The 22,520-nt window shown below is 63.8% G+C and carries 20 protein-coding genes and 1 tRNA gene; 13 read left to right on the top strand and 8 right to left on the bottom strand.

The annotated features are described in order from the left end of the window. Positions 1–9: 9 nt before the first annotated feature. The gene (locus AWB66_RS22155) at positions 10–1,302 is read right to left on the bottom strand and encodes an HlyC/CorC family transporter (protein WP_087632322.1); all 1,293 of its coding nucleotides are present in this window, start codon (positions 1,300–1,302) and stop codon (positions 10–12) included. A 462-nt stretch (positions 1,303–1,764) separates the two neighbouring features. Here AWB66_RS22155 and AWB66_RS22150 point away from each other — a divergent pair, with 462 nt between their 5' ends. From AWB66_RS22150 to AWB66_RS22140, 3 genes are read left to right on the top strand one after another with little or no spacing between them, the layout of a single operon-like run. Continuing rightward, complete coding sequence (locus tag AWB66_RS22150) at positions 1,765–2,544, top strand: acetoacetate decarboxylase (protein ID WP_087632321.1); 780 nt, start codon at positions 1,765–1,767, stop codon at positions 2,542–2,544. 12 nt (positions 2,545–2,556) lie between these two features. Continuing rightward, positions 2,557–3,345, top strand: coding sequence for a 3-hydroxybutyrate dehydrogenase (locus AWB66_RS22145; RefSeq protein ID WP_200819038.1), 789 nt, complete (start codon positions 2,557–2,559; stop codon positions 3,343–3,345). A 13-nt stretch (positions 3,346–3,358) separates the two neighbouring features. Then, positions 3,359–4,618, top strand: a complete 1,260-nt coding sequence (locus AWB66_RS22140; protein WP_087632319.1) for a patatin-like phospholipase family protein — start codon at positions 3,359–3,361, stop codon at positions 4,616–4,618. A gap of 165 nt (positions 4,619–4,783) precedes the next feature. On the opposite strand, the gene AWB66_RS22135 is transcribed toward AWB66_RS22140, so the two are convergent. After that, positions 4,784–4,860, bottom strand: a tRNA-Pro gene (locus tag AWB66_RS22135). Between the two features lie 50 nt (positions 4,861–4,910). Next, positions 4,911–5,903, bottom strand: coding sequence for a polyprenyl synthetase family protein (locus AWB66_RS22130; RefSeq protein WP_087632318.1), 993 nt, complete (start codon positions 5,901–5,903; stop codon positions 4,911–4,913). Positions 5,904–6,178: 275 nt separating this feature from the next. Between AWB66_RS22130 and rplU the strand changes: the two genes are divergently transcribed. From rplU to proB, 4 genes are all read left to right on the top strand, one after another. Beyond that, positions 6,179–6,490 (top strand): 50S ribosomal protein L21, encoded by a 312-nt coding sequence (rplU, locus tag AWB66_RS22125; protein ID WP_008342953.1) that lies wholly within the window; start codon positions 6,179–6,181, stop codon positions 6,488–6,490. A gap of 40 nt (positions 6,491–6,530) precedes the next feature. After that, entirely contained in the window at positions 6,531–6,791 is a 261-nt protein-coding gene (gene rpmA, locus AWB66_RS22120; RefSeq protein ID WP_087632317.1) for a 50S ribosomal protein L27, read from the top strand. A gap of 178 nt (positions 6,792–6,969) precedes the next feature. Beyond that, on the top strand, positions 6,970–8,076 hold the full coding sequence (gene cgtA / locus AWB66_RS22115) for an Obg family GTPase CgtA (RefSeq protein ID WP_087632316.1): 1,107 nt from the start codon (positions 6,970–6,972) through the stop codon (positions 8,074–8,076). A 54-nt stretch (positions 8,077–8,130) separates the two neighbouring features. Next, on the top strand, positions 8,131–9,249 hold the full coding sequence (gene proB / locus AWB66_RS22110) for a glutamate 5-kinase (RefSeq protein ID WP_087632353.1): 1,119 nt from the start codon (positions 8,131–8,133) through the stop codon (positions 9,247–9,249). 58 nt (positions 9,250–9,307) lie between these two features. Here the strand turns inward: proB and AWB66_RS22105 are convergent, their stop codons facing one another. Next, complete coding sequence (locus tag AWB66_RS22105) at positions 9,308–9,865, bottom strand: CNP1-like family protein (protein ID WP_235021191.1); 558 nt, start codon at positions 9,863–9,865, stop codon at positions 9,308–9,310. A gap of 144 nt (positions 9,866–10,009) precedes the next feature. Beyond that, positions 10,010–10,657, bottom strand: coding sequence for an RNA pyrophosphohydrolase (locus AWB66_RS22100; RefSeq protein ID WP_087632314.1), 648 nt, complete (start codon positions 10,655–10,657; stop codon positions 10,010–10,012). 214 nt (positions 10,658–10,871) lie between these two features. Between AWB66_RS22100 and AWB66_RS22095 the strand changes: the two genes are divergently transcribed. Together AWB66_RS22095 and AWB66_RS22090 are read left to right on the top strand one after the other, a co-directional pair. Next, positions 10,872–12,608 (top strand): proline--tRNA ligase, encoded by a 1,737-nt coding sequence (locus AWB66_RS22095; RefSeq protein WP_087632313.1) that lies wholly within the window; start codon positions 10,872–10,874, stop codon positions 12,606–12,608. Position 12,609: 1 nt separating this feature from the next. Next, positions 12,610–13,209, top strand: coding sequence for a MarC family protein (locus tag AWB66_RS22090; protein ID WP_087632312.1), 600 nt, complete (start codon positions 12,610–12,612; stop codon positions 13,207–13,209). Positions 13,210–13,250: 41 nt separating this feature from the next. On the opposite strand, the gene AWB66_RS22085 is transcribed toward AWB66_RS22090, so the two are convergent. Next, entirely contained in the window at positions 13,251–13,802 is a 552-nt protein-coding gene (locus tag AWB66_RS22085; protein WP_087632311.1) for a hypoxanthine-guanine phosphoribosyltransferase, read from the bottom strand. 119 nt (positions 13,803–13,921) lie between these two features. After that, positions 13,922–15,289 (bottom strand): signal recognition particle protein, encoded by a 1,368-nt coding sequence (ffh, locus tag AWB66_RS22080; protein ID WP_087632310.1) that lies wholly within the window; start codon positions 15,287–15,289, stop codon positions 13,922–13,924. A gap of 100 nt (positions 15,290–15,389) precedes the next feature. On the opposite strand from ffh, the gene AWB66_RS22075 reads away from it, so the two are divergent. The 4 genes from AWB66_RS22075 (at position 15,390) to AWB66_RS22060 (ending at position 20,799) form a co-directional block, all read left to right on the top strand. After that, the gene (locus AWB66_RS22075) at positions 15,390–16,301 is read left to right on the top strand and encodes a cytochrome C assembly family protein (RefSeq protein WP_087632309.1); all 912 of its coding nucleotides are present in this window, start codon (positions 15,390–15,392) and stop codon (positions 16,299–16,301) included. 30 nt (positions 16,302–16,331) lie between these two features. Next, a complete protein-coding gene (locus AWB66_RS22070) occupies positions 16,332–16,649 on the top strand; it encodes a PP0621 family protein (RefSeq protein ID WP_087632308.1) in 318 nt (105 codons plus the stop codon). Continuing rightward, entirely contained in the window at positions 16,646–17,248 is a 603-nt protein-coding gene (gene ampD, locus AWB66_RS22065) for a 1,6-anhydro-N-acetylmuramyl-L-alanine amidase AmpD (RefSeq protein ID WP_087632307.1), read from the top strand. The genes AWB66_RS22070 and ampD overlap by 4 nt, the downstream gene beginning before the upstream one ends. Before the next feature lie 545 nt (positions 17,249–17,793). Continuing rightward, positions 17,794–20,799, top strand: coding sequence for a ribonucleoside-diphosphate reductase subunit alpha (locus AWB66_RS22060; RefSeq protein WP_087632306.1), 3,006 nt, complete (start codon positions 17,794–17,796; stop codon positions 20,797–20,799). 206 nt (positions 20,800–21,005) lie between these two features. Here AWB66_RS22060 and AWB66_RS22055 read toward each other — a convergent pair whose 3' ends face one another. Beyond that, a complete protein-coding gene (locus tag AWB66_RS22055) occupies positions 21,006–22,403 on the bottom strand; it encodes an MFS transporter (protein ID WP_087632305.1) in 1,398 nt (465 codons plus the stop codon). Between the last annotated feature and the right edge of the window lie 117 nt (positions 22,404–22,520).

The following is a 22,520-nucleotide window of genomic DNA, read 5'->3' as shown; positions in this document are numbered from 1 at the left end:
GCCGGATGGCTAACGCTGCAGCCGGTTCGTCGCTGCCGTCGCGGGACGGAAGATTTTCACGGTGCGGATCGCCTGATCGTCGCTGCGCATCACCTCGAAATGCACGCCCGCGATTTCCACCGACACGTCGCCGTCCGGAATGTCCTCCAGCGTTTCGAGGATCAGCCCGTTGAGCGTCTTCGGGCCGTCGGTCGGCAGCTTCAGGTGCAGCCAGCGGTTCAGTTCGCGCAGCGGCATGCTGCCCGCCACGATGCATTCGCCGTGTTCGTCCCAGCCGCCGCGCGAACCGGTGCCGCGCGGAATCGTCGTCGTGAACTCGCCGATCAGTTCCTCGATGATGTCTTCCGGCGTGACGAGCCCCTGCAACTCGCCGTATTCGTCGACGACGATCGCGATGCGGTGGCGACTCTCCTGGAAGTACTGCAACTGCTGGAACACCGGCGTGCCGGCCGGCACGAAATACGGCTCGGTAAGCAGTTCGCGCAGCGTCTCGCGCTCCAATTCCTGGTTGTGCAGCGCCGACAGCGTCTTTCTCACGTGCAGGATGCCGAGCACGCGGTCGATGTCGCCCTGATAGACGACGAGCTTGTTGTGATAGCAGGTTTCGAGCTGGTGCATGATCTGCTCGAACGGCGCCTCGAAGTCGAGCGCTTCGATCCGGCGGCGCGGGATCATCACGTCGTCGACGGTGATGTTCTCCAGATCGAACAAATTCAGCAGGATGCTGCGGTGCTTGGTCGGCATGAAACTGCCCGACTCCAGCACGACAGTGCGCAGTTCCTCGGGCGACATGCGCTGGTCGCGACCGCCCTTCGTATTGATGTGCAGCGCGGCGAGCAAAGCGTTCGCGAACAGGTTGACGAACCACACGACCGGCCGCAGAACGCGCATCAGCGGCGCGAGAATCAGGCTCGCGGGCAGCGCGACCTTCTCCGGATACGTCGCGCCGACGATCTTCGGCGCGATCTCCGCGAACACGATGATGAGGAACGCGACGATGCCCGTCGCGATCGACAGCACGAAGTTGTCGTGACCGAACGTGCGCAGCGCGATCGACGTGACGAGGACCGGAATGATCGTATTGATCAGGTTGTTGCCGATCAGGATTACGCTCAGCAACTGATCGGTTTTAGCGAGCAGGCCCTGCGTCGTGCGCGCGCGCAGCGACCCCTGGCTCGCGAGGTACTTCAGACGATGGCGATTGAGCGCCATCATCGACGTTTCAGAGATCGAGAAAAAGCCGGATAAAAAGAGAAGCAGAAAGATGGCGCAAATTTGCGCCCATAAGGGAAGGTTGTCCACGCGACCGTTGAGAGAAGGGGAGGGATGGAATGGACTATAACAGACCGTCTGCGAAAGCTTGCGCGACCGGCGGATTGACCGTTGGACGGGGCTCGCGGGGATTTTTCGCATCGCCGGCGCGCGGCATCGGGCGAGGTCTGGGGCGCACGGTCGTTCGATGAACCGGCGCGCCCTGTTCGATTCCTAGTGGAATCCAAATTTGTTCAGGATGTCTCTGTAAATGGCGCGTTCGAGTCTCGAACGCGCCTCGCTTCGGCATAGGACTCACCAGCGCAACAATATTTTGCGAAACCGATGACGATGCGCCGGGCGCGTGCGCCGACGAACGGCAAAGCCAGACGGGGCGGGCGTTTCACCGGGGCGACGAGGGGCGCATGGCGTCGATCGTCAGGTCGGCGTAATCCGCTTGGGCCGACGAATGCCGCTACCATCGTGCCTTCGTCATCCACAGGAAGCGCCGCAGTGACAGAAGATGAAATCCGCAAGAACGCCTATGCGATGCCCGTGCACCGTCCCGCCTATCCTCGCCCGCCGTTTCGCTTTCTCAATCGCGAATACTTCATCATCTCGTATGAAACGGACCTCGACTCCCTGCGCGCCGTCGTGCCGGAACCGCTGACGGTCGACAACGGGCTCGTGCATTACGAGTTCATCCGCATGCCGGATTCGTCGGGCTTCGGAGACTACACCGAAAGCGGGCAGGTCATTTCCGTCATCGACGAAGAAGGCCGCAAGGCGAGCTACACCCACGCGATGTATCTCGACGACGAAGGCCCGATCGCCGGCGGCCGCGAAATCTGGGGATTCCCGAAGAAGCTCGCATCGCCGCGCCTTTGCGTCGACGGCAAGGACACGCTGCTCGGCACGCTCGACTACGGCACGCAACGCGTCGCGACCGGCACGATGGGCTACAAATATTCCCCGCTCGACCTCGAAGCCGAGCGCCGCAAGCTCGCCGATACGCCGAACTATCTGCTGAAGGTGATTCCGCACGTCGACGGCTCGGCGCGCGTCTGCGAACTCGTGCGCTTCTTCTTGCGCGATGTCACCGTGCTTGGCGCGTGGGAAGGCCCGGCCGCGCTCGAACTCCACGCGCACGCGCTCGCGCCGGTCGCCGATCTGCCGGTGAAGCGGATCGTCGGCGCGCGGCATGTCATTGCGAATCTCACGCTGGATATCGGCGAAGTCGCTTACGACTATCTCGCTCCCGCCGATGCGCTGAAGCTCGCCGTCAATCAATAACTCAAAAGGAACATGCAAATGTCGTTGCAAGGAAAAGTCGCGCACGTAACGGGCGCAGCAAGCGGTATCGGTGAACAATGCGCGCGCAAGCTCGCCGCGGACGGCGCGGCCGTCGTGATCGCCGACCTGAATCTCGCCAGCGCACAGAAGGTCGCCGACGACATCGTCGCGGGCGGCGGCCGCGCGATCGCCGTATCGATGGACGTGACGAGCGAAGACGAAGTCAACGCGGGCATCGAGGAAACCGTCGCGAAGCTCGGCTCAATCGACGTGCTGGTATCGAACGCGGGCATCCAAATCGTCAACCCGATTGAAGAGTACGCGTTCGCCGACTGGAAGAAGATGCTCGCGATCCACCTCGACGGCGCGTTCCTCACGACGAAGGCCGCCATCAAGCACATGTACGCGGCGGGCAAGGGCGGCTCGATCATCTATATGGGATCGGTGCATTCGCACGAGGCGTCGAAGCTGAAGTCGGCGTATGTCGCGGCGAAGCACGGGCTGCTCGGACTCGCGCGCGTGGTCGCGAAGGAAGGCGGCTCGCGCGGCGTGCGGGCGAACGTCGTGTGTCCGGGTTTCGTGCGCACGCCGCTCGTCGACAAGCAGATTCCCGAGCAGGCGAAGGCGCTCGGCATCACCGAAGCGCAGGTCATCAAGGACGTGATGCTGAAGGAAACCGTCGACGGCGAATTCACGACCGTCGAGGACGTCGCGAACACGGTGGCGTTCCTGGCGGGCTTCGGATCGGCGGCGCTGACGGGGCAGTCGGTGGTCGTGAGTCACGGCTGGTTCATGCAGTAAGGAGCCGACGACCATGCGCCGCAGTCCACGCAACAAACTAAAGCAGCCGGGCCGCATTACGCTGCCCGCCTACGATGAAATCGGCCTCGTGCTGCAAGGCGGCGGCGCGTTGGGCTCCTACCAGGCCGGCGTCTACGAAGGGCTCGCGGAGGCGGGCATCGAACCGAGCTGGATCTCCGGCATCTCGATCGGCGCGCTGAACACCGCGATTATCGCGGGCAATGCGCCGGAACATCGCGTCGAGGCGTTGCGCGGCTTCTGGAACACGATCTGCCAGCCGGCGGATTTGCTCGGGCATTTCGGCGCGCTGATTCCGACGGTCTTCGGCTTTCCGAACATCGGCCGCAAGTGGTCGAGCATGTGGTCGGCCACGCGCACGCTGACCGAAGGGCAGAAGGGCTTCTTCGCCCCGCGCGTGGCCGTGCCGATGCCGCTCGCGAACGCCGCGCGGAAGCTGCCGAACGAAGTCAGCTTCTACGACACGGCGGCGCTGCGCGCGACGCTCCTGAAGTACGCGAACTTCGAGCGCATCAACGACGGCAACGTGCGCGTGTCGGTGGGCGCGGTGAACGTGCGCACCGGCAATCTCGTCTACTTCGACAACACGAAGATGCGTCTCGAACCGGAGCACTTCATGGCGTCGGGCGCGTTGCCGCCGGGCTTTCCGGCGGTCGAGATCGACGGCGAGTATTACTGGGACGGCGGGCTGGTTTCGAATACGCCGCTGACCGAGATCATCGGTGAAATGCAGCACAAGGACGCGCTGGTTTTTCAGGTCGATCTGTGGAGTTCGAAGGGCACGCTACCGGGCGATTTCCTCGATATCTCGGAGCGCACCAAGGACATTCAGTATTCGAGCCGCACGCGCGCGATCACGGACTTCGTTGCGCAGAACCAGAAGCACGCGCGGATGATCAAGGAACTGCTGGAGCATGTGCCGGAAAAGGTGCGACGCACGCATCCGCTGATGAAGCAGGCGCAGGAAGTGGCCGACGGCGGCGCGGTCAATGTCGTGCATCTGATCTACAAGAACAAGTTCTTCGAAGGCCATTACAAGGACTACGAGTTCAGCAACGACACGATGGGCGAGCACTGGGCGAGCGGGCTCGAAGATATCCGGCGTTCGTTCGGTCATCCGGAGTGGTTCGAGATTCCGAGCCACGATCTGGGGTTCGTCACGCATGACGTGCATCGGTATGAAGCGGCGCCGGTGGCGGTAGCCGGAAGGGGGCTGCGCGAGGCGCAAGCGGCTGATGAGGTCGGCGCGGAGTGAGTGATTGACGCGAAACGCGCCTTCGCCGGTTTGTCCGGTGAAGGCGCGTTTCCATGTGCGACTGGCGTCGCGCTTTATTCGATTATGGTCGCCAAAACAAAAAACCGCCCAGCAAGCTGGGCGGTTTCGGTCTTAACGGTGCGTAGCAACTCATCAAGAAAATTCTGGTCGGGGTGAGAGGATTCGAACCTCCGGCCTCTACGTCCCGAACGTAGCGCTCTACCAGGCTAAGCTACACCCCGAATTGGTACGACTTGAATACTGCTGGACTCTTACGGCATTTCAGTCTCGTTCAAGACTGTCTCGCCGTCGAGTAAGAACATAATTCTAGCAGGCTTTCTTTGTAAATGGAATCCGGAAACGAAGAAATCGCGTTCGCCGCTGCCTGCGCTTCGCTTCGCGCGCATTCCAGCGTGTGATCGAGTGCGCCGGAACGGGTGATCGCCTCGAAAATGGTCTCGAATCGATCCGTGCCGCCCTGTTCGATCGCTTCGCGCGCGAGCGCCGCCTGCTCTTGCGTGCCGTGTTCCATCAGGTAGATGAGCGGCATCGTCGGCTTGCCTTCGCGCAGGTCGTCGCCGGCGTTCTTGCCCATCGATTCCGCCGTGCCGGTGTAGTCGAGCCAGTCGTCCATGATCTGGAACGCGGTGCCGATGCGTCGCCCGAACTCCGCCGCGGCGGCTTCCGTCTTGGCATCCGAGCCCGACAGCACGGCGCCCAGTTGCGCGGCGGCCTCGAAAAGCTTCGCTGTCTTGTAGCGGATGACCTGCATGTAGCGCGCCTGATCGACGTCCGGGTCGTGCATGTTCAGAAGCTGCAGGACCTCGCCTTCGGAAATCACGTTGGTCGCGACCGACAGAATTTCCATCACGCGCATCTTGCCGACGCCGACCATCATCTCGAACGAGCGCGAGTACAGAAAATCGCCGACCAGCACGCTCGCCGCGTTGCCGAACAGCGCGTTCGCCGTCTTGCGGCCGCGCCGGAGATCGGATTCATCGACGACGTCGTCATGCAGGAGCGTCGCCGTGTGAATGAATTCGACCACGGCCGCGAGTTCGTGCCGGTGTCCGGTCGTGTCGCCGAGCGCGCCCGCGACGAGCAAGAGCAGCGCGGGCCGCAGACGCTTGCCACCGGCGCCGATGATGTATTCGGAGATCTGGTTGATCAGCATCACTTCGGATGCCAGGCGCTGCCGAATGACGCGATTGACCTGCTGCATGTCCTCGGCGATCGGGGCGAGCAGGGTGGCGGCGTTGGGGGATGAAGTGGCGGTGGACGACATGATCGGCAATTAGGGTAGTGCCGCGAATTATAAGGCGAATCTGCTTGACGACGGCGGTGCGGCGCCCGGTGCGCCGTCGTCCGCGCCTTGATGGAGCCGAATTAGGCCGAATTTTTCGCGTTTCACCGCCAATTACGGCGCAAACGGAAATTCGCGGCAGGCCGACGGGCTCGCCGGGAAAGTCGACTGGCCTTTGACGGCGATCCTAACTCTATGTATAATCACGCGTTTTCGCGCACGGTGTGCGGAAAAACGAATTTAGAGTGAGGTTCTCAATGTACGCGGTCATAAAAACCGGTGGCAAGCAGTATAAGGTTGCCGTCGGCGAAAAATTGAAAGTAGAACAGATACCGGCAGACATTGACGCTGAAATCACGCTCGACCAGGTTCTCGCAGTAGGCGAAGGTGAATCGATTCAGTTCGGTACGCCGCTGGTCAGTGGGGCTTCCGTCAAGGCTACCGTCGTGTCTCAGGGTCGTCACAAGAAGGTCACGATCTTCAAGATGCGTCGCCGGAAGCACTACCAAAAGCACGCTGGCCATCGCCAGAACTATACCGAACTGCGTATCGACGCGATCAACGCTTAAAGCGCGTCGTCGATCCAGCTAACGGTCAAGGAGTAATCACATGGCACACAAAAAAGCAGGCGGGTCTTCCCGCAACGGCCGCGATTCCGAATCGAAGCGCCTCGGCGTGAAGGTTTACGGCGGCCAGGCAATCAACGCGGGCGGCATCATCGTTCGCCAGCGCGGCACGCGCATGCACCCGGGCGAGAACGTCGGCATCGGCAAGGACCACACCTTGTTCGCGCTGACCGACGGCCACGTCACGTTCACGACGAAGGGCGCAGCGAAGAAGCATCTGGTCAACGTCGTCCCGGCAGCCTAAGGTTTACAGGCACGGGCTTCAGGACCGAAAAAGGCCCCGCGAAGTTCGCGGGGCCTTTTTCATTGGGCGTCCGGTTTGACGGACCCTATTCGAAAGACACTTTGGCTTATATCTTTTGCACGATGGCCGGCACCCGCCGGTCGCGGCAAAATGGTGGAAACACGGGACGGAGCAACGCATGAAGTTCATTGACGAAGCGAGAATTGAAGTCATCGCCGGCGACGGAGGGGATGGCAGCGCGTCGATGCGCCGCGAGAAGTTCGTCCCGTTCGGCGGGCCGGACGGCGGCGACGGCGGCCGGGGCGGCAGCGTCTACGCGGTCGCGGACCGCAATATCAACACGCTGATCGACTACCGGTACGCGAAGAAACACCAGGCGCGCAACGGCGAAAACGGCCGCGGCGCGGACTGTTACGGCAAGGGCGGCGACGACATCACGCTGCGCATGCCAGTCGGCACCGTCATTGCCGACATGGAAACGGGCGAACTGATCGCCGACCTGACCGAGCACAATCAGGAAGTCCTGATCGCGAACGGCGGTGCGGGCGGCCTCGGCAACCTGCACTTCAAGTCGAGCACGAATCGCGCGCCCCGCCAGAAGACGGAAGGCAAGCCGGGCGAACGGCGCATGCTCAGGCTCGAATTGAAGGTGCTCGCCGATGTCGGCCTGCTCGGCATGCCGAACGCGGGAAAATCCACGTTCATATCGTCGGTGTCGAACGCGCGGCCGAAGATCGCCGACTATCCGTTCACGACGCTCGCGCCGAATCTCGGCGTGGTGCGCGTCGGGCCGAGCAAGAGTTTCGTGATCGCCGACATCCCCGGTTTAATCGAAGGCGCGGCGGAAGGCGCGGGCCTCGGGCATCGCTTCCTGCGCCATTTGCAGCGTACCGGCGTGCTGCTGCACCTGGTCGATCTGGCGCCGTTCGACGAGAACGTCGACCCGGTCGTCGAGGCGAAGGCAATCGTCAACGAATTGCGCAAATACGACGAGGCGCTGTATCAGAAGCCGCGCTGGCTGGTGCTGAACAAGCTCGACATGGTGCCGGACGACGAGCGCGAAGCACGCGTGGCGGACTTCCTCGACCGCTACGAGTGGAGCGGTCCGGTCTTCGAAATCTCCGCCCTGACCGGGCAGGGTTGCGAAGCGCTGACCTACGCAATCTTCGATTACATCTCGCAGAACTCGGACGCGTCGCGTGCGGCGGAAGCGGAAGATCTCGCCGCCGACGTGCGGTTCCGCGACGAGGCCGCAGCAGCCCCCAAGCCCGCGCAGCAGGAATAAACCGGGGCCCGCGCTCCGGGCGCGGGCTTACCCAATCCCAGGAGAATGCGCACGATGCGTTCCGTCATCGCTGCTTCGAAGCGTCTGGTAGTGAAAGTCGGGTCGAGCCTCGTCACCAACGACGGCCGTGGACTCGACCACGCGGCGATCGCCCGTTGGGCATCGCAGATCGCGGCTCTGCGCGAGCAGGGAAAGGAAGTCGTGCTGGTCAGTTCGGGCGCGATCGCGGAAGGCATTCACCGGCTCGGCTGGACGAAGCGCCCGCGTGAAATCGACGAATTGCAGGCCGCCGCAGCGGTTGGTCAGATGGGGCTCGCGCAGGTCTACGAGAGCAGTTTCGGCGCGCACGGCATCCGCACCGCGCAGATTCTGCTCACGCACGCCGACCTCGCCGACCGCGAGCGTTACCTGAACGCGCGCTCGACGCTCCTCACGCTGCTGCGTCTCGGCGCGGTGCCGATCATCAACGAAAACGACACGGTCATCACCGACGAAATCAAGTTCGGCGACAACGACACGCTCGGCGCGCTGGTGGCGAACCTGATCGAAGGCGACGCGCTCATCATCCTCACCGACCAGCGCGGCCTCTTCACCGCCGATCCGCGCAAGGACCCGGGCGCCACGCTCGTCGAACAGGCCGACGCCGGTACGCCCGAACTCGAGGCGATGGCAGGCGGCGCGGGCTCGAGTCTCGGCCGCGGCGGCATGCTGACCAAGATCCTTGCCGCGAAACGCGCCGCGCATAGCGGCGCGAATACGGTGATCGCGAGCGGCCGGGAGTCCGATGTCCTCACGCGGCTCGCGTCGGGGGAAATGATCGGCACGCAGCTCGTCGCGCGTACGGCGCGCATCGCGGCCCGCAAGCAGTGGATGGCCGATCACCTGCAGGTGCGCGGTCACGTCGTGATCGACAACGGCGCTGTCGAAAAGCTGACTGCCGGCGGCAAGAGCCTTTTGCCGATCGGCGTGATCGACGTGAAAGGCGCGTTCGCGCGCGGCGAAGTGATCGCTTGCGTGAATCCGGACGGTCAGGAAGTCGCGCGCGGCATCACGAATTACAGCAGTTCGGAGGCGCGGCTGATTCATCGGCGGCCGAGCGCGGAGATCGAAACCGTGCTCGGCTATATGCTGGAGCCCGAGCTGATCCATCGCGACAATCTGGTGCTCGTTTAGCAAAAAAGCCCGCTGAATCTCAGGATTCAGCGGGCTTTTTTCAATCGAATCCGGCACTTCACCGATACTGCGACGCCGCCGTCCGCTTGTACTGGATGGCGTTGACGATCTGCTTGGCATCGCCCATCGGCAGCTTGTTCGCGCAGAAGTAATCCTGATACAGCGCCGCGTGATACGCGTTCAGTTCTCCGTTCTCGATGCGCCGGAAGTCGTTCGCCACCGTGCGGTCCCAGGCACTCTGGCTGTCGTCGATGCTGGCGTAGAGGCGCCACTCGTAGTTGTCGCAGCGAATTCCTTCGTAGTTCACGTTGCGCGCGCCCGCCGGACTCGTCACGACCACCGTGTAGCGCACGACACCATCGGTGCCGACGGAAACCGAATTCTTGTCGACGGAGAACGTGAGCGGCGTGTTCTGAGAAACCGTGAACGGCAGCAAGCTCGACGACTGCGGCAGCGGCGGCAGGTTGTCGACCTTGTTCTCGGTCCACTCGGTCTTGCGGTCGAGCAGGTAGGTGAACACGCCGTCGTCCTGATTGGACGGGCCCTTGTTACTGGAACAACCGGCGAGCACGGCAAGCGCTGCCGCGCATGCCGCAAATGAGGCGATGGCTTTCAATTGGATATTCCCGAAAACATCCGCGCAGCGCGCCCGACGGAACCAAGCGAGCGAAGCGTGCCGAGCGGAAAAAAAGCGGGACACGTTGCCGTGTCGCCGCTTTTGAGTCATGCGGAGTGGAAAAGTTTGCAAGGAAGGGCGGCGTTACTCGTGCAACGGACGTCGCGCGAAAACATGCACTTCCTCGACCGAGCATTCTGCCTCAATCGCGGCACCCGCCGCGGAAACCGAGGGTGCTTCGATTGTCATCGTCTGGATGACGCGCGGGTAGCGCGGTCCATGATGTGCGGCGCGCTCGCCGCGCTCGCTTCTCGCGGCCGTCCGCCGTAAAAAGCGCGACAGCTCGGTGAGCGCCAGTTGATAAACGTCACGCTTGAACTCGATCACCGCGTCGAGCGGGACCCAATACTCGTTCCAGCGCCAGGCATCGAATTCCGGATGATCCGTCGCACGCAGGCAGATGTCGCAATCGCGGCCTACCATTCGCAGCAGAAACCAGATCTGTTTCTGGCCACGATAATGGCCGCGCACCTCGCGCTTGATGAATTTGTCCGGCACCTCATAACGCAGCCAGTCGCGGGTACGCCCCACGACTTTGACGTGTTCCGGTAGCAAGCCGGTTTCTTCGTGTAACTCCCGATACATCGCTTGCACGGGGGTCTCGCCGTACTTGATGCCCCCTTGCGGAAACTGCCAGGAATGTTCACGCAGTCGCTTACCCCAAAACACTTCGTTGCGCGCGTTCAAGAGGATGATGCCGACGTTCGGGCGAAAGCCTTCACGATCCAGCATACAACCACCTTCGAATCCTTTAAAATTGCTTTGATTATAAACAGATAACGGGCCTGGCGCACCGGCACGAACCCGAATCCGGGTACGCCATTCGCCGGATATTCCGGCCGGCGGCAGATTCTTCCTTCCGCCAGCCATCCCGTCGTTCACTCGTTCTGCACGCCATTACGCCGCCAGCGGCACTCCGGCGCGCTTCGCTTTTGGATATTTTTCAATGAAAGCATCACGTTTCTTCATCGGCACCCTGAAAGAAGCCCCCGCCGACGCCGAAATCGTCAGCCACAAGCTGATGATGCGCGCCGGCATGATTCGCCGCGTCGCGGGCGGTATCTACGACTACATGCCGATCGGGCTGCGTTCGATCCGCAAGGTCGAAGCCATCGTGCGTGAGGAGATGAACCGGGCGGGCGCGCTCGAAATTCTGATGCCGGCCGTGCAGCCCGCGGAGTTGTGGCAGGAATCCGGCCGCTGGGTGCAATACGGCCCGGAACTGCTGCGCTTCAAGGACCGTCACGATCGCGATTTCGTGGTGGGACCGACGCACGAGGAAGTCGTGACCGACATCGCGCGCCGCGACATCAAGAGCTATCGCCAGTTGCCGGTCAATTTCTACCAGATCCAGGCGAAGTTCCGCGACGAGATCCGTCCGCGTTTCGGCGTGATGCGCGGTCGCGAATTCATCATGAAGGACGCGTATTCGTTCGATAAGGATCAGGCGGGCCTCGCCGAGTCGTATCGCAAGATGTTCGACGCCTACGTGCGCATCTTCTCGCGTATCGGGCTGGAATTCCGCGCAGTCGCGGCCGACAACGGCTCCATCGGCGGCAGCGGCTCGCACGAGTTCCACGTGATCGCCGACACGGGCGAGGACGCCATCGCGTATTGCCCGGATTCGGACTACGCGGCGAACGTCGAAGCGGCCGACGCGCTGCCGCTTATCGCCGAGCGCGCCGCGCCCGCCGAGGAGATGAAGAAGACGCCGACGCCGGGCAAGGCGAAGTGCGAGGCGGTCGCGGAATATCTGAACATTCCGCTCGAGCGCACGATCAAGTCCATCGTGCTCGCCACCGAGAACGAAGGCGCCGAGCCGACCATCTGGCTCCTGATGCTGCGCGGCGATCACTCGCTCAACGACATCAAGGCGAACAAGCTGCCGGGCCTCGCGGGCTATCGCTTCGCGACCGAGCAGGAAATCGTCGAGTGGTTCGGCACGCCGCCGGGCTATCTCGGCCCGCTCGGCACGAAAAAACCGGTGAAAGTGGTCGCGGACCGCACGGTCGCGAACATGAGCGACTTCGTCGTCGGCTCGAACGAGGTCGACTATCACACGACCGGCGTGAACTGGGGCCGCGATCTGCCGGAGCCGGTCGTCGCCGATATCCGCAATGTCGTCGAGGGCGATCCGTCGCCGGACGGGCGGGGCGCGCTCTCGATGTGCCGCGGCATCGAAGTCGGCCACGTGTTCCAGCTCGGCACGAAGTACTCGGATGCGATGGGCGCGACCTATCTCGACGAGACCGGCAAGCCCGCTTCGATGCTGATGGGCTGCTACGGCATCGGCGTGACGCGCGTGCTCGGCGCCGCGATCGAACAGAATTTCGACGACAAGGGCATCATCTGGCCGGAATCGATCGCGCCGTTCGAAGTCGTGTTGTGCCCGATGGGCTACGACCGCAGCGACGCCGTGCGCGAGCAGGCCGACAAGCTCTACGCGCAGTTGCAGGAAGCGGGCATCGACGTGATCCTCGACGACCGCGGCGAGCGCCCGGGCGTGATGTTCGCCGACTGGGAACTGATCGGCGTGCCGCACCGGCTCGTGATCGGCGACCGCGGGCTGAAGGAAGGCAAGCTCGAATACCAGGCGCGCCGCGACACCGAAGCCACGCTCCTGCCGGTTGAAGAGGCGGGGCGCGTCGTAATCGAGAAGGTCAAAGCGGCGCTGTCGAAGTAACGTGCAGTACAACTTCCTCTCGGCGACCGTCCTGCTCATTCTGATCACCGATCCGCTCGGCAACATACCGATCTTCATCAATGCGCTGCGCGGGGTGGCGGCCGAGCGGCGGCGTATCGTGATCCTGCGGGAAATCGCGATCGCGTTCGGCATTCTGCTCGTGTTCATGCTGGTCGGCGACCGCTTCCTGCGCGCGATGAGTCTCACCGACTTGTCGCTTCGGATCGGCGGCGGGATCGTGCTGTTCCTGATCGCGCTCCGGATGATCTTCCCGCATCCCGACGGCCCGATGGGCGGCGATTCGCGCGGCGGCGAGCCGCTGATCGTGCCGCTCGCGATTCCCGCGATCGCGGGCCCGTCGGCGCTGGCGACCGTGATGCTGCTGACGTCGCAGGCGCCGGGAAAGATGCTGGAATGGGTCGGCGCGCTGACGGTCACGATGATCGTCTGCGCGATCGTGCTGATTCTTGCCGAGAAGATCCAGCACTGGCTCGGCGAGCGGGCCGTCACCGCGTTCGAGCGGTTGATGGGACTCGTGCTGGTCGCGATTTCGGTCGAGATGATCCTGACCGGGATACGCACTTTCGTGCATCAGCTGTAAAAAAAGCGGCCGAGGCCGCTTTTTTTACGCTGATCCGAACTTCACGCGCCTTCAGTGAGCGCGCGGATGGCCGGCAGGTTACGCCAGTAGCCTTTCGCGTCCATGCCGCAGCCGAACACATAGCGGTCCGGCACCTCGAATCCGCAGAAATCGGGACGCAGCGGCTTCGCCTTCGGAATGGTTTTTTCGCACAGCACCGCCGACAGAAACTGCTTCGCGCCCATCATCATGATGCGGTCGCGGATGGCGGCCATCGTCTCGCCCTCGTCGAGGATGTCGTCGAGCACGAGCACCACGCGATCCTTTACCGATTCTGCCGGCGCGACGCGCCATTGCATTTCGCTGCCGCCCTTGATCGCGTTGCGGTAGCGCGTGAGGTGGATGTAGTCGAACTCGAGCGGGAAGTCGAGATGCGGCAGCAGCATGCCCGTGAACACCGCCGCGCCGCCCATCACGGAGAGGACGAGCGGGAAATCCTCGCTGGTCGCCGCGCGGATGGCCTGCGCCATGCGTTCGATCGACGCATTGACATCGGCCGCCGACACGATTTCTTCGGAGTGGCTGAAAATGTGGAGAGCTTCTTCGCGATTCATAAGGAAAGCGGCGCGGTGGCGTGAATACCTAGTGTGGGAAAAAACAGCGACGAGCGCCATATGATAAACCCGCGCACGCCGCGGCTTCGCGGGCGGGCGCGGGTTCGACGGCGCGTCAGTTAGCGCATGCCGGGCATCATGCCCTTCATGCCGCGCATCATCTTCTGCAGGTTGCCGCCCTTGAGCTTCTTCATCATGCCGCGCATCTGCTCGTACTGATTCAGCATCCGGTTGACTTCCTGGACGTGCACGCCCGCGCCCGCGGCGATCCGGCGCTTTCTCGCGGCCTTGATCAGTTCGGGCTTTGCGCGCTCCTTGATGGTCATCGAATTGATGATGCCTTCCATGCGGCGCATCTGCTTTTCCGCGACGCCCATGTCCGCGCCCTGCGCGGCCTGCTGGAACTGCGCGGGCAGTTTGTCCATCAGCGACGACAGACCGCCCATGTTCTTCATCTGCGCGAGCTGCGCCTTGAAGTCGTTCAGGTCGAAGTCGCCGCCTTTCTTGACCTTGTCGGCGAGCTTTTGCGCTTCCTTCTGGTCGACGCCGCGCTGCGCTTCCTCGACGAGCGCCATGATGTCGCCCATGCCGAGGATCCGGTTCGCCATGCGGTCCGGATGGAAGACTTCGAGCCCGTCGAGCTTTTCCGCGACGCCGACGAACTTCACCGGCTTGCCGGTCACGTGACGTACGGACAGCGCCGCGCCGCCGCGCGAGTCGCCGTCGAGCTTGGTGAGCACGACGCCGGTGAGCGGCAGCGCGTCGTTGAACGCCTTGGCGGTGTTCACGGCGTCCTGACCGAGCATCGCATCGACGACGAAGAGCGTTTCGGCGGGTTTCAGCAGGCCGTGAAGCTCGCTGATTTCGTTCATCATCGCTTCGTCGATGCCGAGACGGCCCGCCGTATCGACGATCAGCACATCGTGGTAGTGACGCTTCGCCCAGTCGACGGCGGCGCGCGCGATGTCGGCGGGCTTCTGGTTCGGCTCGGACGGGAAGAAGTCCGCGCCGACCTGCTCGGTCACCGTCTTCAACTGCGCGATGGCGGCGGGGCGGTAAACGTCGACGGAGACCGTGAGCACTTTCTTCTTGTGCTTCTCGCGCAGCAGCTTCGCGAGCTTGCCGGTGGTCGTGGTCTTGCCCGCGCCCTGAAGGCCGGCCATCAGGATCACGGCGGGCGGCGTGACCGCGAGATTCAGCTCGGCGGCCTTGCCTTCGTAGTCGCCGCCGATCACGGCCGTCAGCTCGCGCTGCACCACGCCGACGAGCGCCTGTCCCGGCGACAGGCTCGAAATGACTTCCTCGCCGAGCGCCTTCTCCTTCACCTTGGCGATGAATTCGCGCACGACCGGCAGCGCGACGTCCGCCTCCAGCAAGGCGAGACGCACTTCGCGCAGCATTTCCTGCGTGTTAGCCTCGGTGAGCCGGGCCTCGCCGCGCAGCGTCTTGACGACGCGCGCCATCCGTTGAGTGAGATTGTCGAGCATGGGGAGCGGTAGAGAGTGCGGCCTCGACGTGGCGCCCGGTCACGCCGTGTCGGCGGGAGGGAAGACGTCGTGAGTTCGGGGCCTAGTGTAAACTTCGAACATGGATATTGTACTGTATGCCCTCACTGCGCTTCTGTACGGCGGTCTTGCCGTAGCGGGCTGGCGCGCGCATCGCCACACGGCCGTCGAGCCCGCGCTGGCGGGCATTCCCGCGGGCGCGCCGCTGCCGCCCGCGCGGGCATCGAAGGCGTCGGGCATGAGCGGCATCGGGCGCGCGCTGTTATTTGTCGCGCTCGTCGTGCACGGGGTGTTGCTGCACACCACCATCTTCCCGCAGAACGCGATGATCTTCGGCTTCGCGTTCGCGCTGTCGGCGATGTTCTGGCTCGGCGCGGGCATCTACTGGATCGAGAGCTTTTTCTTTCCGCTCGACGGTTTGCGGCTGCTCGTGTTGCCGCTCGCCTGCGTGGCGTCGCTGTTGCCGCTTCTCTTTGGCGGCGTGCGCGTGCTGCCGTATTCTGCCGCGCCGATGTTCAAGCTGCATTTCCTGATCGCGAACATCGCGTATGGCCTCTTCGCGATTGCGGCGCTGCACGCGATCCTGATGCTGATGGTCGAAAAGCGCCTGCAGAACATGCGCGGCTCGGCGGCGCGTCACACGTCGAACGGCTGGCTGACAAGCTGGCTCGATACGCTGCCGCCGCTTCTCACGCTCGAAAAGCTGCTGTTCCGATTGATCGCGGCAGGCTTTGTGCTGCTGACGCTCACGCTGGTCTCGGGCATCGCCTTCAACGAACAACTCGTCGACCGCGCGTTCAAGCTCGATCACAAGACGGTGTTCGCGTTCCTTTCATGGCTCATGTTCGGCGCGCTCCTGACCGCGCGCCGCGTCTCCGGCTGGCGCGGTCGTGCCGCGTTGCGCTGGGTGCTCGCTTCGTTCGTCGCGCTCCTGCTCGCTTATGTCGGCAGCCGCTTCGTGTTCGAAGTGCTGCTGCACCGCGCGGTCGTCTGAGCCGGGCAGCCTTCTTCTATTAGTCACGCCATGCGACAAATTCTCCTCCTGATCCTCGTGTTCTTCGCGAGCCAGTGGCTGTTCCGCAAGCTGCGACGCGCGAACGCGCGCGCGCAGACCGCCTCGCAGGGCACGCGCGCCGACACCGACAGCGCGAGCGGCACCGGTGCGCGCAGCGGCAACGGTGCGAGCGGCGCGCCGCAACTGCCCGATTCGCTCGTGCGCTGCGCCGAGTGTGGCGTGCATACGCCGCGCAGTGAAACGCTCGTCGTCGCGGGGCAGCGCTTTTGCTGCTCCGATCACGCGCATCGCCACGCCGCGCGCCCCACGGGCCGCGACGCGCGATGACGCAGTCTCCGCGCGCCGAAGCCATCGCTACGGTCGACGCCGACGGCTGGCTCTCCACCGCGACGCGGCTGCCCTCGCCGAATTACGAGGCGCGGCCGGGCGCGATCGAGCCGACGCTCATCGTCGTGCATAACATCAGCCTGCCGCCCGACGACTTCGGCGGCGACGCGATCCGCGACTTCTTCCAGAATCGCCTCGACCACGACGCGCATCCGTACTTTGAGCAGTTGCGCGGCATGCGCGTGTCGGCGCATTTCGTGATTCGTCGCGATGGCGCGATCGAGCAGTACGTTTCCTGCAACGATCGCGCGTGGCACGCGGGCGTGTCGGAGTTCTTCGGACGTGAGCGCTGCAACGATTTTTCGATCGGCATCGAGCTGGAAGGCAGCGACCGCTTCGCCTTCGAACACGCGCAATACGAAGCGCTGCAAACGCTCGTCGGCGTACTCGCGAAGCGTTATCCGATCGATGCGCTCGCCGGCCATTCGGACATCGCGCCGGGCCGCAAGACCGATCCCGGCCCTCACTTCGACTGGCCGCGATTCGTGCGCGCCACCGGTCTCTCCTCGCGGTTCTTCCCGTACCTGAATCAGGCGTAAGGGCATTCTCGTTGCGTCGCAGCACGGGGAACGCCCGCGGCCTTGCCGTGCTTCGGCCAAGCAAAAGTCAATCCCTCGCAGGCATTCGACAGGCAAATAAATCTTTTTGAGACTGTGCGGAAGTTCACTATACTTGGTGCCCATAGACGCAAATTGCACTACATCTTGTGTTGTCGAGGCGGCGCCCGCTCTGAGAGCCGGCGCCGTCGGCTTTACGGGGTAGGTGAAGCAGAAGGCGGCCGCGCGGTCATGAAACAAAGACCAGAACCGCGTCGAGCCGCCGCGATGTGAGCAGCAAACGCGTCTGCAATCCGTCGGCAGCACGCCGGCAACCGCATGCACGTAGCACCGAGAAGGCCACACAGTCGATGAAAGCCACCCATCGCAGAAAAGCGTCGGGGAAGAACGGCACAGCCCGAACGAAACACGTCTCTCCGGCTGACCGTTTTCAGTTTCCAGATGTCCGCACCGGCGACGCACCCGGCGCGAACTTGAACCAACCAACCGCGGACGTTCCGCACCATCGAACACCAGGAGATTTGCACATGCAAACCACCGACAACACCACGACCTCCTTTGACGGCGCCTCCGCACGTCCCGCCGCCGCCGCGCAGCAGCCGGGCGCGCAGACGCTCGCGCCGAACACGACGCTTGCCGACTACAAGGTCATCCGTCGCAACGGGACCGTGGTGTCGTTCGAGCCGTCGAAGATCGCCATCGCGGTGACGAAGGCGTTCCTCGCCGTGAACGGCGGGCAGGGCGCGGCGTCCGCGCGCGTGCGCGAGCTGGTCGAGCAACTCACGCAGAGCGTCGTGCGCGCGCTCGTGCGCAGCCGTCCGAACGGCGGCACGTTTCATATCGAAGACATTCAGGATCAGGTCGAACTCGCGCTGATGCGCGGCGGCGAGCACAACGTCGCGCGCGCCTACGTGCTGTATCGCGAGAAGCGCACGCAGGAACGCGCGCACGCGCCGGAAGTGCAGGCGAACGCGCTCGGCATCAACGTGATCGACGGCGGCATCTCGCGTCCGCTCGACCTGAACGCGCTGAAGGCGCTGATCGTCTCGGCATGCGAGAACCTCGGCGACGCCGTCAGCGCCGATCCGATCGTCGCGGAAACGGTGAAGAACCTGTACGACGGCGTGCCGATGAGCCAGGTCTACGACTCGGCCATCCTCGCTGCGCGCACGATGATCGAAAAGGACCCGGCGTACAGCCAGGTCACGGCGCGCATCCTGCTGCACACGATCCGCCGCGAAATCCTGGAAGACGAAGTCACGCAAGCCGACATGAGCGAGCGCTACGCCGACTATTTCCCGCTCTTCATCAAGCAGGGCGTGGAAGCGGAACTGCTCGACGACAAGCTCCAGCAATTCGACCTGAAGCGTCTCGGCGCCGCGCTCGACGCGAACCGCGACCTGCAATTCGGCTATCTCGGCCTCCAGACGCTGTATGACCGCTACTTCCTGCACACGGAAGGCAAGCGCATCGAACTGCCGCAGGCGTTCTTCATGCGCGTCGCGATGGGGCTGTCGCTGAACGAAATCGACCGCGAAGCACGCGCCATCGAGTTCTACAACGTGCTGTCAAGCTTCGACTTCATGTCGTCGACGCCGACGCTGTTCAATTCCGGCACGCGCCGCTCGCAACTGTCGTCGTGCTACCTGACGACGGTCGCCGACGACCTCGACGGCATCTACGAAGCGCTGAAGGAAAACGCGCTGCTCTCGAAGTTCGCGGGCGGTCTCGGCAACGACTGGACGCGCGTGCGGGCGCTCGGCTCGCATATCAAGGGCACGAACGGCAAGTCGCAAGGCGTGGTGCCGTTCCTGAAGGTCGTGAACGACACGGCCGTCGCGGTGAACCAGGGCGGCAAGCGCAAGGGCGCGGTGTGCGCGTACCTGGAGACGTGGCACCTGGACATCGAAGAGTTCCTGGAACTGCGCAAGAACACCGGCGACGACCGCCGCCGCACGCACGACATGAACACGGCGAACTGGATTCCCGACCTGTTCATGAAGCGCGTCCACGAAGGCGGCGACTGGACGCTCTTCTCGCCGGCGACCTGCCCGGACCTGCACGACCTGTTCGGCGCGGCGTTCGAGAAGGCGTACACGGCTTACGAAGACAAGGCGGCGCGCGGCGAAATCAAGCTGTTCAAGAAGATTCCGGCGGCGCAACTCTGGCGCAAGATGCTCGGCATGCTGTTCGAAACCGGCCATCCGTGGATCACGTTCAAGGACCCGTGCAACATCCGTTCGCCGCAGCAACACGTCGGCGTCGTGCATTCGTCGAATCTGTGCACGGAAATCACGCTGAACACCAGCGACACGGAAATCGCCGTCTGCAACCTGGGTTCGGTGAACCTCGTCGCGCACCTGGCGAAACAGGCCGACGGCACGCTGGCGCTCGACCACGACAAGCTCAAGCGCACGATCAGCGTCGCGATGCGCATGCTCGACAACGTGATCGACATCAATTACTACGCGGTGGCGAAGGCGCGTAACTCGAACCTGAAGCATCGCCCGGTCGGCATGGGCATCATGGGCTTCCAGGACTGCCTGCACCTGCTGCGCACGCCGTACGCGTCGGATGAGGCCGTCAAATTCGCCGATACGTCGATGGAAGCGGTTTGCTACTACGCGTACTACGCCTCGACGGAACTGGCCGAAGAGCGCGGCCGTTATTCGAGCTACCGCGGGTCGCTGTGGGATCGCGGCATTCTTCCGCAGGATTCGCTGAAGCTCCTGGCCGAAGAGCGCGGCGGTTACGTCGAAGTGGACGAAAGCGAATCGATGGATTGGACCTCGCTGCGTTCGCGCATCGCCACGCACGGCATGCGCAACTCGAACTGCGTCGCGATCGCGCCGACGGCGACGATTTCGAACATCATCGGCGTCTCGGCGTGTATCGAGCCGACGTTCCAGAACCTGTACGTGAAGTCGAATCTGTCGGGCGAATTCACGGTGGTGAACGACTACCTCGTTCGCGACCTGAAGGCGCGCGGCCTGTGGGACGAAGTGATGGTCTCCGACCTGAAGTACTTCGACGGCACGCTCTCGCGCATCGACCGCATTCCGGCCGATCTGCGCGCGATCTACGCGACGGCGTTCGAACTGGACGCGAAGTGGGTCGTGGAAGCGGCGGCGCGCCGGCAGAAGTGGATCGATCAGGCGCAGTCGCTGAATATCTACATGGGCGGCGCGTCGGGCAAGAAGCTCGACGAGGTCTACAAGCTCGCGTGGCTGCGCGGTCTCAAGACGACGTACTACCTGCGCACGATGTCGGCGACGAGCGTCGAGAAGTCGACGGTCGCGCACGGCGCGCTGAACTCGGTGCCGTCGGGCGAGTCGGGCAATGGCGCGGGTGGCGCGTCGGGTGCGGGCTTTGGCGGCGGCATGAGCATGGGCGGTTCGTCGGCTGGCGGCTTCAACGCGGCAGCCGCAGCAGCAGCGGCGCCGGCAGTCGCGGCAGCGCCGGAAGCGGATGGTCCGGTCTGCATGATGCGTCCGGGCGATCCGGGCTTCGACGAGTGCGAGGCTTGCCAGTAAGCGTCGGCGTGGTGCAAGCGCCGGGCGGGTGATTCCCGGCCGGCGTTCCTGAGTGAAGAGTCGGGCCGGTAGCGGAACCATGCTCGGATGTCGAAACAATCGACGTCGCGAGGAACGGTTCCGCTACCGGCCCGATTCGTTTGGTGCGGCGCGAAGGGCCGCGAGCAACGCTGGAAGGCGATCTCAGGCGAACGAGACGAAGCGGCTCAGCCGCGCGTTCCGCGCGAAATCTCCGACCCCGCCTCGCGCGAGAGCCGCGCCGTCACCGGAATCGACAGGAACGAAAACGCGCCGACCACGAAGAACGCCGGCCAGAAATCCGGCCAGACGATCGTCGCGTGACCCTGCACGCTCTGCGAGATGTCGAGCGTGATGCCGGCGATCGTCACGCCGAGTCCGAGCGAAACTTGCTGGATGAAACTCGCGAGACTCGTCGCGCGGCCGACGTCGCGCGTTTCGATCTCTGCATACGCGAGCGAGTTCAGGCTCGTGAATTGCAACGCCGGGAAGAAGCCGCCAAGCAGTACGACGGCCCAGATGACCCACGTCGGCGTGCCCGGGAAGAAGAGGCCGCACGCCGCGATCGCGATGCCCGAGAGCGCCGCGTTCACCATCAGCGTGTGGCGGAAACCGAAGCGATGCAGCACGCGCGCCGCGAGCGAGCGCATGAACATGCCGCCGAACGCCGACGCGCACGTAATCGACCCCGACTTGAACGCGGTCATGTGCAGCCCTTCCTGCAACGCGAGCGGCAACAGGAACGGCACCGCGCCGAGCCCGATCCGGAAGAGCGAACCGCCGAGCACGCTCGCCTGGAAGGTCGGCACGCGGAAGAAGCGCAGGTCGAGGAGCGGTCGCTCGGCGCGTCGCGCGTGCAGCAGGTAGAGCGCGACCATCAGCGCGCCCACTGCGCACATCGCGCCCGCGACGCTATTCGGCACCAGCTCGCCGCCGACGAGCGACAGTCCGAGCAGGAGCAGCGTGCCGCCGCTTGCCGAGAGGAAGAAGCCGAACCAGTCGAGCCGTCCGGGATGCTCCTCGCGCGAGTTGGCGATATAGCGGTTCGTCAGATAGATGCCCGCGATGCCGATCGGGATGTTGATGAAGAAGATCAGGCGCCAGTGCAGGTAGGTGGTGATAAAGCCGCCGAGCAGGGGCCCGACGGCGGGCCCGAGCATCGCCGGGACGCTCAGGTAGTTCATCGCGCGGATGAACTCCGAGCGGCGCACCGAGCGGAAGATGATGATGCGCCCGACCGGCACCATCATCGCGCCGCCGACGCCCTGCACGAAGCGCGCGACGGTGAAGGTGGCGAGGGAGTCGGAGGCTGCGCACAAGAGCGAGCCGACCACGAAGATGCCGATGGCGGTACGAAAGACGGTGCGCGCGCCGAAGCGGTCGGCGACCCAGCCGCAGATCGGGATGAAGACGCCGAGGCCGAGCACGTAACTGGTAACGGCGATCTTCAGCGTGACGGGATCGCGGCCGAACGCGCGTGCCATCTCGGGAATGGCCGTCACGATGACGTTCGCATCCACGCTTTCCATGAACATCGCGCACGCGACGATGAGAGGGGCAACGAAGGCTTTGATGGCGAGCGGCATGGAGAATCGATCGAACGTCTCTTCGCGGGGCAGCGGCGATTATGGCATCGAAGAGAGGCCGCTGCCGAGGCATCGGGCCGTCGATGGCGCGCGATGATATGGTGCGCTTCTCGATCG

The sequence above is a fragment of the Caballeronia telluris genome, from assembly GCF_001544495.1.
Taxonomy (GTDB): domain Bacteria; phylum Pseudomonadota; class Gammaproteobacteria; order Burkholderiales; family Burkholderiaceae; genus Caballeronia; species Caballeronia telluris.
Note: the sequence above shows the minus strand (reverse complement) of the source record. Positions and strands in the feature narration are given on the sequence as shown.

Coding starts and splice junctions, on each gene's coding strand:
- AWB66_RS22140 (WP_087632319.1), top strand. CDS start 3,359: ATGCGCCGCAGTCCACGCAACAAACTAAAGCAGCCGGGCCGCATTACG.
- ffh (WP_087632310.1), bottom strand. CDS start 15,289: ATGCTCGACAATCTCACTCAACGGATGGCGCGCGTCGTCAAGACGCTG.
- AWB66_RS22070 (WP_087632308.1), top strand. CDS start 16,332: ATGCGACAAATTCTCCTCCTGATCCTCGTGTTCTTCGCGAGCCAGTGG.
- AWB66_RS22055 (WP_087632305.1), bottom strand. CDS start 22,403: ATGCCGCTCGCCATCAAAGCCTTCGTTGCCCCTCTCATCGTCGCGTGC.
- rplU (WP_008342953.1), top strand. CDS start 6,179: ATGTACGCGGTCATAAAAACCGGTGGCAAGCAGTATAAGGTTGCCGTC.
- AWB66_RS22085 (WP_087632311.1), bottom strand. CDS start 13,802: ATGAATCGCGAAGAAGCTCTCCACATTTTCAGCCACTCCGAAGAAATC.
- AWB66_RS22130 (WP_087632318.1), bottom strand. CDS start 5,903: ATGTCGTCCACCGCCACTTCATCCCCCAACGCCGCCACCCTGCTCGCC.
- ampD (WP_087632307.1), top strand. CDS start 16,646: ATGACGCAGTCTCCGCGCGCCGAAGCCATCGCTACGGTCGACGCCGAC.
- AWB66_RS22060 (WP_087632306.1), top strand. CDS start 17,794: ATGCAAACCACCGACAACACCACGACCTCCTTTGACGGCGCCTCCGCA.
- AWB66_RS22075 (WP_087632309.1), top strand. CDS start 15,390: ATGGATATTGTACTGTATGCCCTCACTGCGCTTCTGTACGGCGGTCTT.
- AWB66_RS22100 (WP_087632314.1), bottom strand. CDS start 10,657: ATGCTGGATCGTGAAGGCTTTCGCCCGAACGTCGGCATCATCCTCTTG.
- AWB66_RS22145 (WP_200819038.1), top strand. CDS start 2,557: ATGCAAATGTCGTTGCAAGGAAAAGTCGCGCACGTAACGGGCGCAGCA.
- proB (WP_087632353.1), top strand. CDS start 8,131: ATGCGTTCCGTCATCGCTGCTTCGAAGCGTCTGGTAGTGAAAGTCGGG.
- cgtA (WP_087632316.1), top strand. CDS start 6,970: ATGAAGTTCATTGACGAAGCGAGAATTGAAGTCATCGCCGGCGACGGA.
- AWB66_RS22095 (WP_087632313.1), top strand. CDS start 10,872: ATGAAAGCATCACGTTTCTTCATCGGCACCCTGAAAGAAGCCCCCGCC.
- rpmA (WP_087632317.1), top strand. CDS start 6,531: ATGGCACACAAAAAAGCAGGCGGGTCTTCCCGCAACGGCCGCGATTCC.